We start from the raw sequence: 11,743 nt of genomic DNA on the forward strand, positions 1-11,743 counted from the left end.
ATTACCTCGTTGATGATGGCTTATTCATTAAGCCGAAATGAATGTTGGCAAAGTTCACAACATGAGACCTAGTGTAGCCATTGCAATGTCAATGAGGGTGTGACGAGCGTAAAGCTATGTAAAGCTATAAAAATGAGTCAGTGATCAAGCTAACAAATTACTGTAAATATTGTGATTTAATGAGAGCAAGTTAACGTAACGGCAACCTCGTTCTTACAACGCCATGCCTTAAGCATAAAATTCACTAAAGATTGTATTTCTTACTTAAGGTCTATCATGAATCTGACTTTCACACGCTCTTGGGTCTTGTTTGCTATATTATTATTTTCAGCTGCATTGACTCCCCCTGCAGCACAAGCATCACCCCAAAACGATGCGATTTGGATGACTCAGCAAGCCGACCAAACGATTATCAAGCTGCATTTTTTCTGGTCAGAAACCTGTCCACATTGTCGAAAAGCCCATCCATTCATTGATGCTTTAGGTGAACGATTTGATTGGATCGCAGTAGAAGACTATCTCATTAGTCAGCCCGGCAATGTCGATAAGCTCATGGAAATGGGTAAACTGACTGGCAGTGAACCTAAATCTGTGCCCTACTTTGCCGTTTGCGGCGAAGCCATCATTGGTTACAACAGTCATCAGGTTACTGGGCAATACATTGTTGAACGCTTAGTTGATTGCTACAAAAAACAAGGCGGACAGCCTGAAATAGGTAATACACTTGCAGATTTTCTTACCCTAAATAGCCAAGCTGATGAGCCACTATTTGGCACCTGTGCAGAAACCAGCAACGCAGATGATGGCGTAGCAAGCACCTGTGGAATGACCCAACACAGCTCAGATAGCGATACAGAGCAAGCCTCAGAGCCGCATGTACAACCCGTGGATATTCCATTAATCGGCGCAGTTCATCCTGAAAAAATGTCACTGCCTTTGTTAACGGTTGTGCTGGCTGGTGTCGATGCATTCAATCCCTGTGCTTTTTTCGTATTACTGTTTTTACTCAGTATTATGGTGAATGCTGGCAGTAAAAAACGCATGTTATTGGTCGGGGGGATTTTTGTGTTTTTCTCTGGCTTTATTTACTTTATCTTCATGAGCGCCTGGCTTAACTTATTCCAACTGCTTGGTGGTGGCGATGGCGGCATTATTATTACCTGTGCAGGCATACTGGCATTAGTGGCTGCCACGGTAAATATTAAAGACTATTTTTTTGGCCGAGGTGATGTCAGTTTATCTATGTCGGTGGAAAATAGAGGCAGCCTAATTAAACGCATGGGCAAATTATCAAAGGCCAGCTCATTACCCACTATGATTGTCGGTTCATCCGTATTAGCCATTTTAGCGAATGCGTATGAACTATTATGCACTGCTGGCTTCCCGATGATTTACACCTCAGTACTCTCGATTTCAAACTTAGACGTTATGGAGCGCTATTTGTATCTGGTTGCGTATAACGTGGTGTATGTTATTCCATTAGCAACTATAGTGATCGTGTTTTCTATGACATTAGGTAAGCGTAAACTAACAGAAAAAGAAGGTGAAAAACTTAAACTGATGTCAGGGATCATGATGCTAGGGCTTGGGGGGATGTTAGTTATTGACCCCATGTCACTGCAAAACCCTGTGTTATCTATAGGGCTGATTATTGGTGCCATTATCTTGACCTTTGTCATCGTCAAATTGGCTCAAGTATTAAAATTCAAATAATCGACTAATGTAAAACTGTGCAATGATGATGTCATCTCAGCCCACCTTAAGCTAAAGTGTTTAAATGCAGATTGAGGGCTGAAATGAATCGAATTTTACTTATTGACGATGATGTCGGATTATCAGAATTATTAACCCAACTTTTAGAAATGGAAGGGTTTGTCGTCAGCCAAGCTCATGATGGTCAAGCGGGGTTAGCGTTAGCATTACATTCAGACTTCGACCTTATCTTACTCGATGTCATGCTGCCCCAATTGGGCGGCTTTGAAGTGTTAAAAGGCATCCGTAAACGTAAACAAACCCCCGTATTGATGTTAACGGCTCGCGGAGATGAAATTGACCGAGTTATCGGCTTAGAAATTGGCGCTGATGATTACCTACCCAAGCCATTCAATGATCGTGAGTTAATTGCGCGTATTCGGGCAATTTTGCGCCGTGCAAACACCACCGGACAAGGTTCTGTGGCGACTGACTCAGTTGCACTGGGTGATTTATGCCTAGACCCTACTCGCCAAGAAGCCTTTTGTAACGATCAGTTAATCATCTTAACATCGACTGAATTTAGCTTATTGCTGAATCTGTTATCCTGTGCGGGAGAGTTAGTCACCAAAGAAACCTTAAGCGAAAATGTGTTGGGCAAAAAGTTGATGCCCTTTGACCGCAGTTTAGATATGCATTTATCTAACTTGCGCAAAAAACTGCCCGAACGAACCGATGGCCGCGCACGAGTAAAAACCTTGCGAGGTAAAGGTTACATTTGGATCCCATAATGCGCGCAACCGCCCCACTTAATAGATTATTTTTTAAGTTGCTTATTGGCTTCTGGCTATGCAGCTCGCTGACTATCGCATTAGTATTAATGCTGCCGATGATACTGCAAAGCCATGATCGCGCGCCATTAGAGGCACGCTTACAGCAAGCGCTTCATCAAGTTGTTGAGGATATTCAACAGTCACCGGATATTCTGACCACGGATAAGCTATATCAGCTCCAACGACAATATTCAAAGCGCGACAGACCATTACGCATTTATGTCGCCAATGACAATGGTCAGGTGATCAATAGCCGTAAAGTCCCACGGTCATTAAGACAATTCTTATTGATGGCAGAGGATGCAAAACAGCCTATTAGTCACCAGTTTAGAAATGAGCTGGTATTTGGACCGCTCGCGTTCAGTGTTAATCAACAATCCTATCAGGTATATGGCAGAGTCCCCGCCAACCACCCCCGACCTTGGTTTTTATATTTTTCGGAAAACAAATTACTCACCGCCTCCATCGCAATCTTATTCTCCGGCTTATTATGCGGACTGCTTGCTTGGCATCTCAGCAAACCACTTAACAGCTTAAAATACAGTGCGAACGCACTGGCTAAAGGTGATTTTTCGCACCGTGCGGACAAAGCAACCACAGGTAGAAATGATGAAATAGGCCAATTGGCTCAGGCCTTTAACAGTATGGCTGACTCAATTGAAGCCATGATGCTCAATCAACAAAGGCTGATGGGCGATATCTCTCATGAGCTAAGAACCCCCTTAACCCGCTTAAAACTGTCACTGGCATTAGCGCGTAAAAAAGGCCAAGACACCACAGAATTAACGCGTATCGAATATGAAGCCACCCAATTAGATGACTTAATCGGTGAACTGTTAACGCTTTCAAGGGTCACCCTGAATGCTAGCGAGGTTCGAATTCATGCAGAATTGAGTGAAACCCTCAGCCAAGTGCTAGATGATGCTGAGTTTGAAGCAGAACAACAACACAAGCAGCTGCATATTGATATTGATGACCAACTTGCATTTGAGCATTATCCAAAACCTTTGTGCCGCGCTATTGAAAACGTATTACGCAATGCGATTCGCTACGCGCAGAAACACGTTAACGTGGTTGCCGCGCTCAAAGGTGAACAAGTCATCATCGAAATCCAAGATGATGGCAAAGGGATTGATGAAAAAGAACTTAGCGCCATTTTCAGACCCTTTTATCGCCCTGATGATGCCCGCGACAGAAACAGCGGTGGATGGGGGTTGGGCTTAGCCATCACCCAAGCTGCTATTCATATACACAAAGGCAATATTGAAGCGATGAACACCTCGCCTCAGGGTTTACTGATCCGCATTGCATTGCCACTTAACCGCTACTAAAGCACGATGAAATAAATGACACACAAATGCATAAGTCACGCTAAAAAAAACTGCTATCATTATTCGATATCATAAAACGCTTTACCTTTAACGAATAAGGATATTCATGCACTCTCAGGCTTTTCTCAAAATTGTCCAATCAATCCCTTTATTTCTTGCCGCCATTTTTGTTGCGCCGCATTCCTATGCTCAGGCGATTAATGTTATCGCCCTTGAATATCCGCCTTACCTGACTGAAAATCAACCCGAACACGGTACGGCATATGATAAATTAGCCCAAGTTTTCATCCACTCCCCAGTCAGTATTCATCCGCAGTTTTTGTCACCAGCTAGGGCTCATAATCGGGTAGATCAAGGGCAATGGTGTTTAAGTTTTTACCCGCCCATTACCCCCGGTAAAGATCATGTTTTGGTGCCGCTACTTAAAGAAAAAATTGAACTAAAACTATTTAGACTAGCCGAACCCGAAGTGTTTATAGGCAATGAATTATCAGGCAAAGTCGTGGCCCAACTGCGTATGCAAATGCTTAAAGGTGTGGCTAAAGAATTTGTCGATGCGGGAGCGAAACTCGTGTTAGTCGACACCCTAGAGCAAGGGGTTAATTTATTACTTAAAAACCGTGTCGACTATGTATACGGTGATATGAATGCCATTTACTATGCTACCGAAAAAATAGGTTTTCCTAGCGCATTGATTCAAGATTCAGCCCTAGTGTTGCGAAGCTTTCCTATCGGGGTTTGGGTCAATAAACAATGCGAAGACAGCAACTTTGCCCTGTCACAATTAAAGCGTCAGGGATTTCGCCCGTTAAAAGATCTCAGCACTTTAATGGCAACACCTTGAAGCTTAGCATCAATAAACGCAGTTAATCATGGAGCTTGTGACAAGTTCAGCTATAATGCACCGATATTTTTTGAGGTAGGTCAGCATGTTTCATATCGCCCTTTACGAGCCAGAAATCGCCCCAAACACGGGAAACATTATTCGTTTATGTGCCAACAATGGTTCACATTTACACCTTATCGAGCCTCTTGGTTTTGATTTAGAGGAAAAGAAATTACGTCGTGCAGGTTTAGATTATGCTGATTTAGCACGTGTAACGCGCCATAAAAATTATCAAGATTTTCTCGTCGCGATGGCGGGAAAACGCATCATGGCTTGCACAACTAAAGGCAGTCGTCCGCACACCCAAATCGCCTTTGCCGAAGATGATGTATTGTTATTTGGCCCAGAAACCCGTGGCTTACCTATGGATATTATTAACGCAACTCCTTTAGAGCAAAGGCTGCGTATTCCGATGACAGCCAATAGCCGCAGCCTTAACTTATCCAATTCAGTTGCCATTATTAGTTATGAAGCCTGGCGGCAACTTGATTTTGTAGGTGCTCAATGAAGCCACCCATTTCAATTGAGACTCAGCAACAAGCATTAAATATTGCTAAATCGACCCAAAAAGAAGGCCAAACAAAAGAACAAACTAAACTGATTGCCACTGGCATTGAAAAGGGCATTGCTGTCTATAAAAAACAACAAAAGGCAAAAGCCAGACAAAGTGATAAAGCGCGTAAACAACAAGCAAAACATAAACAACATGCTCAGCATGATGAGCCCGAATTAGAGTTAGAATTTGATGAGCCAACCCAGATGACGCCCGTGGTATGGGGATTAATTTGTCTGTTGGCATTAAGCTGGATATGTTTTGCTTGGTATATTTGGGGTTAATGTTTTAACCCTAGCCACTCATTTTGTCACTTAAGTTACTTGGCTAGGCACTGCGACTCGATGGGCATCAAACTGATGCCCCTTACTACCTGATAGTTATCACTATCATCATCTAAAAAATGGGCACTTTGTTGCCATAACCATTGGGCTTGCTTACCTACTGATAGCGCTTCAAATGAAAGGCGGATCAATGCGGGTCGCTGTTTAATCTCCCCCTCACCTAAAAACGCAAACCCGCCCACCTGCTGATACAATGTAAGTGACTGATAAATATCGGCCTTGATTCCATCAGAGTAGACTAATTCAATATCACTACCACGTTGGCGAAACCACCAGGTTTCACTATTCACAAACCGCGCCCCTTGGCTAACACTGATATACATATTACGCCCATCGGCAGAACACATGATGGAACTAGTTACTTGTTTTGAGATACCTTTGGGATTAGCTGCGCTACCTTGCCACTCGCCAATTAAAGCCGCGCAAACAACATCAAGCGGCACTTTAGCTGCCATTGCAGATATCGGCAAAGTAACCAATAGCACGATGACGGCCAGAAAACGGACTTTAAAACAATTCAATATCATCTTGTTGAGGCTTTGCAAGATGTTGTTGATAGAGTGCTAAAGCTTGTTTTAGTGTGCCACCCTGCAAAATACAATCAAACAATGCACGCTCTTCTGCTAACGAATAGCCATTTTTTATTTGTTGATTGACCTGCTGCCAAGCCGCGCGAGTATGCCGAGCGTCTGGATCACCAAGCACTTCTTTGGTCAATCCCAAACCATTTACCACATGCTGTAATCGTTGCGACAACCTATCGTAAAATTGAAATGCCATTACACCTTGATTCACCTTTGCCGCCAATTGTTGCCCATGATCCCTGATGGCTTGAGGGGTATCTTTTTGCGAGGCTAAATAGTGGTTAACCTGCTGCTGGTGAGTTGCCATATCAGTAAATAACTCTCCTAAACTTGCCACTTTTTGGTCACCGTCATAGAGGCCTAATTCTATTTGTGCCATAGCTAAAATCAGTAAGTTCATGGTTTCTTGAACATGGCACCAAGGCTCATCTAACTCCGATACCGTTGTCGGTGGTTTGATGGGTTCAGTCACTTTATGCTCATCATGGGTCATTTTTGTCGATGAGACATCTGCGGATATTTTTGCCATTTAATCAAACTCTTTAACAATGCTATTTAAAAATATACACCCTAAAAAACAAAAGACCCACTAATGAGAGGGTCTTTTTCAGCTTCAACGCAAATTACTGTCCAAAACCACTGTCTTTAATATCAACCAGTGTCACTTCGCCATACTGTTTGGCAATATCGGCAATTTTGCTAGCGTTACCAATCAACACATATTGTAAGTGCTGTTGTGGGAAATATTGCTTAATCAAGCGTTGAGTATCTTCTAAAGTTAAGCCATCAACCTTAGCTTGAAATTGATTAATAAAATTATCGTCAAAACCATATAAGTACATATCTGACATTAACCCCGCCAGTTGACTGGCCGTTTCAAACTTAGGTGGAAATTGTCCTTTCACATAAGCTTTTGCCGAGTCGAGTGTCGCTTGGTCTATGCCCGTTTGCCACAGTCTGGCGTAGGTTTTTAGCGCTAAATCAATGGCCTCTTTGGTGGTTTGTGCTTTAGTAAAGGTGCTGATTTGAAACACCCCTGCTTTTGAATAAGGTACAAAACCTGAACGCGCCCCATAAGTTAACCCCGCATTCACCCTTAGCTCATCATTCAACCATGAGGTAAAGCGCCCACCTAAAATGGTATTCACCACAGTTAACCCTACATAATCAGGATTATCATAACTGATCCCCATACCACCTATCACAAAGGTGGTTTCTATCGCATCAGGTTTATCCACTAAAAGCACTTTGCTTTGGTTTATTTCCGGCAGCCCCTGGCTTAAATCAGCTTGAACCACGACTTCAGTATTTTGCCAACCACCAAATGCTTGTTCTAACTTAGCTTGCATTTGTTGTGGGTCAAAATCACCGACAACACTGATGGTCATGTTACTTGGCTGATAGTAACCCTTATGGAAAGCACGCAATTGCTCAATCGTTAAGGTGGCAATGGACTCGCTATTGCCAGAGCTTGGATTGGCATAAGGATGCTCACCAAACACTAACTTATTGAAGTAACGACCAATCACAGCACGAGGGCTTTCTTTTTGCTGCGACAACCCCACTATTTCACGTTGCTGTAGTTTGGTAAATTCTGTCGCATCGAAATCTGGCGCCATCACCACATGGCTAAAGATAGGCAATACGTTATCGATATCTTTTGTCATAAAACTGGCATCAATATAACTGCCTTCTTGATCGGCAGCGGTATTCAAACTTACCCCCATAAAATCAAGCGTTTGTTCAATGCTAGCTTTAGACTGCCCACCCGCACCCAGCATTAAGCCCTGGGCGGTTATGCTGGCCAAGCCTGAGGAGGTGTCATTTACAGCCCCCGCACGCACCACAGCACTTAAGGTAATAAGTGGCACTTCTTTTTGCACCATTAAATTCACTTTTAGGCCATTAGATAAACTAACGGTTTGGTATTGTGGCAAACTAAAACTGCCCGTTTCGACGACGGTTACTGGGGTATTTTTAGCCGTGGTTGCACACCCGCTCAACAACAAGGCACTGGCAATCGCTAAAGCCGATAACGACAATTTAATGGATTGTTTTATCAGTCTCATTTGTCGCTCTCCTCAGTGGCAGCTAACACACCGACTGTACGATTAGCTCGAATTAAATAGGTTTGCGCCACTCGTTGAATGTCCGCTGGAGTGACGGTGTTATAGCGCTCTGGCGCATCAAACAATTTTTCAAAACTACCAAAATACATTTCATAAGTCCCTAGCGTATTGGCTTTGCCGTTAATGGTTTCCATGTCGCGGTAAAAATTGATTAATTTGATATTTTTGACTTTTTCTAATTCTTCTGCAGTCACCCCTTGGGTGGCAATTAAGTTAATTTGTTCAAGTAATGCCAGCTCAAGCGTATTGGCTTCAACCCCCGAATTTGCCACGCCCAGAATATAAAACAAGTTAGGGTCGAACGACATTGGCATATAAGTTTCAGCTGCGGTCGCAATTTGTTTATCCACTAAGCCTTGATAAAACCGAGAGCTATTGCCCTGGCTCAAAATTGAACTTAATAAATCCAAAGCATAGTAATCCGCATGGCTAGTGGCTGGAATATGATAAGCCAGCATCACATTCGGTGTACTTACCGAATCCTTTTTAACAAATACACGACGCTCACCATTTTGCAATGGTTCTACAGTGCGAACCTCTTTGGGAGGTGCTTGTGCTGGAATTGGGCCAAAGTATTGATTAGCTAATTTTTTAACTTCAGCTAATTTCACATCCCCGACAATAACAACAACGGCATTATTCGGTGCGTAATAGGTTTTATGATACTGCTGCAAATCTTCTAATGACCAAGCCGCAATATCAGACTCGTAACCAATCACTGACCAGCTATAAGGATGTGCTGAAAATGCCACGCCTTTTAATGCTTCTTGAATCGTACGCCAGTTTGAGTTTTCTAAACCGGTAGTGCGCTCTGATTGCACTACACCGCGCTCACTTTCAACCATTTCAGGATTAATATCGAGATTTGCGATACGGTCGGCTTCTAAATCAAAAATCGTTTCTAATGCATTAGCAGGAAACCAATCCGTGTAAACCGTCATGTCTTCTGTGGTGTAGGCATTATTTGCCCCACCTGCAGCTTCCATTGTTCGGTCAAACATTTTGGGGCCAAACTTTTTGGAACCATTAAACATCATGTGTTCAAAAAAATGCGAAATACCGGTAATGCCAGGTACCTCATTACGAGAGCCAACCTTCCAGAATAAATACATGTTGGCGTTGGGAATCGAACCATCCTCTAACACCATAATTTTCATGCCATTATCTAGGGTAAAACTATTAATATCTTCAGCTGTTGTTGCATCTGCATTTGCTGTACTTAGTAATCCTGCCAGTAACATTAATGCGCTTAACGTTCGTTTCATATCTCGCTCCTTTGAGCTATCTAATAACTAGTGTGCTGCACCCATAACATCAGGCTCAATTAATATCTAAGGGCCGACAAACGCTTCAAATAAAGGCTCATTTGGGCAACTCATTCGGAATACTTCACTCTAACAGTGATAACCAGCGTCCATTGAAGGTTCAGCAATAGCGCCCAGCGTTTTTTGCATGAGCCGCAATATTGGCTAACTTACCTTTATTTTGCAAAATTGTTAATTTTTTTGCTGTGGAGAGAGAAAAACAATTGTATCGATTTATTTGCAAATCTTTATTTTCGAGATTAAGCACACTCACCCTAGCTGAGCTTTATCATTCTCTTTTTTAAAAGCGCGACTTAATCAGCGATCTTTAGGGGCTCCTAAAAAACACCACATCGTTATCGATGATCTCTAATTGCCATTGGTAGGCTTGCGCGATCCACTCAAAGGTCGCCTCACTGTAAAAATTAATGTGTGTAGGGTCATGCTTATAATGCCAATCAATAAAACTCGCATGGTCACGCACACGCTTTGTCATTATGGCTAATAAACCAGCAGGTTTTAGCAAGCCTTGTAGCTGTTTAAACACCTGCTGAGCATCGGCAATGTGCTCCAGCACTTCTGTCATGGTAATAAAGTCATATTGCTGCTGAAGCTGTCCCTGCTCAGGGAAATAAAATAAGTCGTAATTATTAACAGACACGCCTTGTTTAGCCGCCATCTTACTCAATACCGCACCTTCTCCGCAGCCATAATCTAGCCCTTTGGCATCAGGCTGAATAGCATGTAAAACTGGCGTGAGTGTGCGCGATAAAAAGCGCTGATAGCCTTCATCTGCTACGGTGTTATCGTGCAAATCATAGAAGGCTTTTTCAGCCACTTCATCAAGGTAAAAAACAGCTGGCACTGTCACAAGTTGGCATTGTTGACACTGAAAATAAGCACGCTTTTTGTCTTGATGAAACAAAACTAACTGATCATGATGACAAAGCGGGCAATGACTCGGTGCATCGGGTAAAGCGTCATACATGGCTAGGGACTCTTAAAAATCAATCTGACTACTTTTCTTCGCTAATCTGTCTTTCTTTAGCGGCGGCTTCTTGGGCTTGTTTTAAATACTTATTCTCACGTTCAGCACGCTTTTCAAATTGTGCTTTTGCTTTATCTCGTTGCTCGTCTTGCCACTCACCAGACGCTTGATTTGACAACACCTCTTGTTCACGCTCAGCGGTTTCTTGTGCGGCGGCGCGCGCTTTTTCAAGTTGAGTTTGCTCTAATTTTTTTGAGTCAATTCGGCCTTGTTCGGCCTGTTTTTCTAGGGACAACTTTTTACGCGGCTTTTCGGGGTCAATAGATGTGATGATATCGCTGGCAAACACCATTGACGATGACGCGAGTGCCACACAGAGACTTAACAGAGTGTATTTCATTTTACTTCCTTGTTATGCAATTGATAGCGGGCTTTGATGTCTTCAGGCATGGCGCTCAACCTATGTTGCACCATTGCATCAAATGCTGCAAATAAAGGTGTGGTGTCTGCAGCAGGATCGAGTGTTGATAATAATAGCGCCGTGGCCTCGAGGGTGGATAAACTATCAGGGCGCTTGGCCTTACGAATAATGTAATTGGAGGCATGTTCAACCTCTAAATGAATTGCAGGGTAATCTAACAACCAAGGATTCGACTGCAGTATTTTATAGGCTTTGCGCCAGGTGCCATCGATTAAAATAATGATGCTATCGGCCTGAGCACCACATTGTGAAGCGGTTTGGCTGGTTTCACTTGGATAAACTACATATATTGGCTTAGTAGTTTGAGTTAGGTAGGTTTGTAACCCAGTAAAATCTTCAGCGGTTTCCCCTACAAACACCTGCATATTCGGCATAACCAGACGCATTAACCGAACAGTATTTTTAGCATGATTAACTTCACTAGGATGCTGCATGACAATGACATGAGTGCATACCTGCAACGGACTAATCACCTGGCAAATACAGACAGTTTTTGGGTACTGGCAAGTTGGACAATAATCACGTTTTAACAAAACATTCTAATAACCAAGGAAACATTAAAAATAAGTATATCAATATTTGGTTAAGTGTTTATAGGTAAGCATGATTCACACTGTT

13 protein-coding genes are annotated in these 11,743 nt (G+C 42.8%); 6 read left to right on the forward strand and 7 right to left on the reverse strand.

Going from position 1 to position 11,743, the window contains the following annotated elements:
- Nucleotides 1-276 precede the first annotated feature (276 nt).
- The 6 genes from OHT75_RS06285 to OHT75_RS06310 all read left to right on the forward strand — a co-directional run bounded on the left by OHT75_RS06285 (nucleotide 277) and on the right by OHT75_RS06310 (nucleotide 5,579).
- The gene (locus tag OHT75_RS06285) at nucleotides 277-1,713 is read left to right on the forward strand and encodes a cytochrome C biosynthesis protein (RefSeq protein WP_264725637.1); all 1,437 of its coding nucleotides are present in this window, start codon (nucleotides 277-279) and stop codon (nucleotides 1,711-1,713) included.
- An 83-nt stretch (nucleotides 1,714-1,796) separates the two neighbouring features.
- Nucleotides 1,797-2,483 (forward strand): response regulator, encoded by a 687-nt coding sequence (locus OHT75_RS06290; protein ID WP_264725638.1) that lies wholly within the window; start codon nucleotides 1,797-1,799, stop codon nucleotides 2,481-2,483.
- Entirely contained in the window at nucleotides 2,483-3,856 is a 1,374-nt protein-coding gene (locus OHT75_RS06295) for an ATP-binding protein (protein WP_264725639.1), read from the forward strand. Before OHT75_RS06290 ends, OHT75_RS06295 begins: the two co-directional genes overlap by 1 nt.
- 106 nt (nucleotides 3,857-3,962) lie before the next feature.
- Complete coding sequence (locus tag OHT75_RS06300; protein ID WP_264725640.1) at nucleotides 3,963-4,700, forward strand: type 2 periplasmic-binding domain-containing protein; 738 nt, start codon at nucleotides 3,963-3,965, stop codon at nucleotides 4,698-4,700.
- An 85-nt stretch (nucleotides 4,701-4,785) separates the two neighbouring features.
- Nucleotides 4,786-5,250 carry a tRNA (uridine(34)/cytosine(34)/5-carboxymethylaminomethyluridine(34)-2'-O)-methyltransferase TrmL gene (gene trmL / locus OHT75_RS06305; RefSeq protein ID WP_264725641.1) on the forward strand — a complete coding sequence of 155 codons (465 nt, stop codon included), beginning with the start codon at nucleotides 4,786-4,788 and terminating at the stop codon, nucleotides 5,248-5,250.
- The gene (locus tag OHT75_RS06310) at nucleotides 5,247-5,579 is read left to right on the forward strand and encodes a DUF2956 domain-containing protein (RefSeq protein WP_264725642.1); all 333 of its coding nucleotides are present in this window, start codon (nucleotides 5,247-5,249) and stop codon (nucleotides 5,577-5,579) included. Before trmL ends, OHT75_RS06310 begins: the two co-directional genes overlap by 4 nt.
- Nucleotides 5,580-5,614: 35 nt before the next feature.
- Here the strand turns inward: OHT75_RS06310 and OHT75_RS06315 are convergent, their stop codons facing one another.
- The 7 genes from OHT75_RS06315 to OHT75_RS06345 form a co-directional block, all read right to left on the reverse strand.
- Nucleotides 5,615-6,166 carry a hypothetical protein gene (locus OHT75_RS06315; protein WP_264725643.1) on the reverse strand — a complete coding sequence of 184 codons (552 nt, stop codon included), beginning with the start codon at nucleotides 6,164-6,166 and terminating at the stop codon, nucleotides 5,615-5,617.
- Nucleotides 6,147-6,752, reverse strand: coding sequence for a hypothetical protein (locus tag OHT75_RS06320; RefSeq protein WP_264725645.1), 606 nt, complete (start codon nucleotides 6,750-6,752; stop codon nucleotides 6,147-6,149). The genes OHT75_RS06315 and OHT75_RS06320 overlap by 20 nt, the downstream gene beginning before the upstream one ends.
- 94 nt (nucleotides 6,753-6,846) lie before the next feature.
- Nucleotides 6,847-8,292, reverse strand: a complete 1,446-nt coding sequence (locus OHT75_RS06325; RefSeq protein WP_264725646.1) for a M16 family metallopeptidase — start codon at nucleotides 8,290-8,292, stop codon at nucleotides 6,847-6,849.
- Nucleotides 8,289-9,617 (reverse strand): M16 family metallopeptidase, encoded by a 1,329-nt coding sequence (locus OHT75_RS06330; RefSeq protein WP_264725647.1) that lies wholly within the window; start codon nucleotides 9,615-9,617, stop codon nucleotides 8,289-8,291. The genes OHT75_RS06325 and OHT75_RS06330 overlap by 4 nt, the downstream gene beginning before the upstream one ends.
- Before the next feature lie 367 nt (nucleotides 9,618-9,984).
- Entirely contained in the window at nucleotides 9,985-10,644 is a 660-nt protein-coding gene (locus OHT75_RS06335; protein WP_264725648.1) for a class I SAM-dependent methyltransferase, read from the reverse strand.
- Between the two features lie 28 nt (nucleotides 10,645-10,672).
- Complete coding sequence (locus tag OHT75_RS06340; RefSeq protein WP_264725649.1) at nucleotides 10,673-11,044, reverse strand: hypothetical protein; 372 nt, start codon at nucleotides 11,042-11,044, stop codon at nucleotides 10,673-10,675.
- The gene (locus OHT75_RS06345; RefSeq protein WP_264725650.1) at nucleotides 11,041-11,658 is read right to left on the reverse strand and encodes a tRNA-uridine aminocarboxypropyltransferase; all 618 of its coding nucleotides are present in this window, start codon (nucleotides 11,656-11,658) and stop codon (nucleotides 11,041-11,043) included. The genes OHT75_RS06340 and OHT75_RS06345 overlap by 4 nt, the downstream gene beginning before the upstream one ends.
- Nucleotides 11,659-11,743: the final 85 nt, after the last annotated feature.

It is taken from the genome of Shewanella subflava, assembly GCF_025971955.1.
In the GTDB taxonomy this organism is placed as follows: Bacteria; Pseudomonadota; Gammaproteobacteria; order Enterobacterales; family Shewanellaceae; genus Shewanella; species Shewanella subflava.

Coding starts and splice junctions, on each gene's coding strand:
- OHT75_RS06330 (WP_264725647.1), bottom strand. CDS start 9,617: ATGAAACGAACGTTAAGCGCATTAATGTTACTGGCAGGATTACTAAGT.
- OHT75_RS06295 (WP_264725639.1), top strand. CDS start 2,483: ATGCGCGCAACCGCCCCACTTAATAGATTATTTTTTAAGTTGCTTATT.
- OHT75_RS06310 (WP_264725642.1), top strand. CDS start 5,247: ATGAAGCCACCCATTTCAATTGAGACTCAGCAACAAGCATTAAATATT.
- OHT75_RS06340 (WP_264725649.1), bottom strand. CDS start 11,044: ATGAAATACACTCTGTTAAGTCTCTGTGTGGCACTCGCGTCATCGTCA.
- OHT75_RS06315 (WP_264725643.1), bottom strand. CDS start 6,166: ATGATATTGAATTGTTTTAAAGTCCGTTTTCTGGCCGTCATCGTGCTA.
- OHT75_RS06320 (WP_264725645.1), bottom strand. CDS start 6,752: ATGGCAAAAATATCCGCAGATGTCTCATCGACAAAAATGACCCATGAT.
- OHT75_RS06300 (WP_264725640.1), top strand. CDS start 3,963: ATGCACTCTCAGGCTTTTCTCAAAATTGTCCAATCAATCCCTTTATTT.
- OHT75_RS06290 (WP_264725638.1), top strand. CDS start 1,797: ATGAATCGAATTTTACTTATTGACGATGATGTCGGATTATCAGAATTA.
- OHT75_RS06335 (WP_264725648.1), bottom strand. CDS start 10,644: ATGTATGACGCTTTACCCGATGCACCGAGTCATTGCCCGCTTTGTCAT.
- OHT75_RS06285 (WP_264725637.1), top strand. CDS start 277: ATGAATCTGACTTTCACACGCTCTTGGGTCTTGTTTGCTATATTATTA.
- trmL (WP_264725641.1), top strand. CDS start 4,786: ATGTTTCATATCGCCCTTTACGAGCCAGAAATCGCCCCAAACACGGGA.
- OHT75_RS06325 (WP_264725646.1), bottom strand. CDS start 8,292: ATGAGACTGATAAAACAATCCATTAAATTGTCGTTATCGGCTTTAGCG.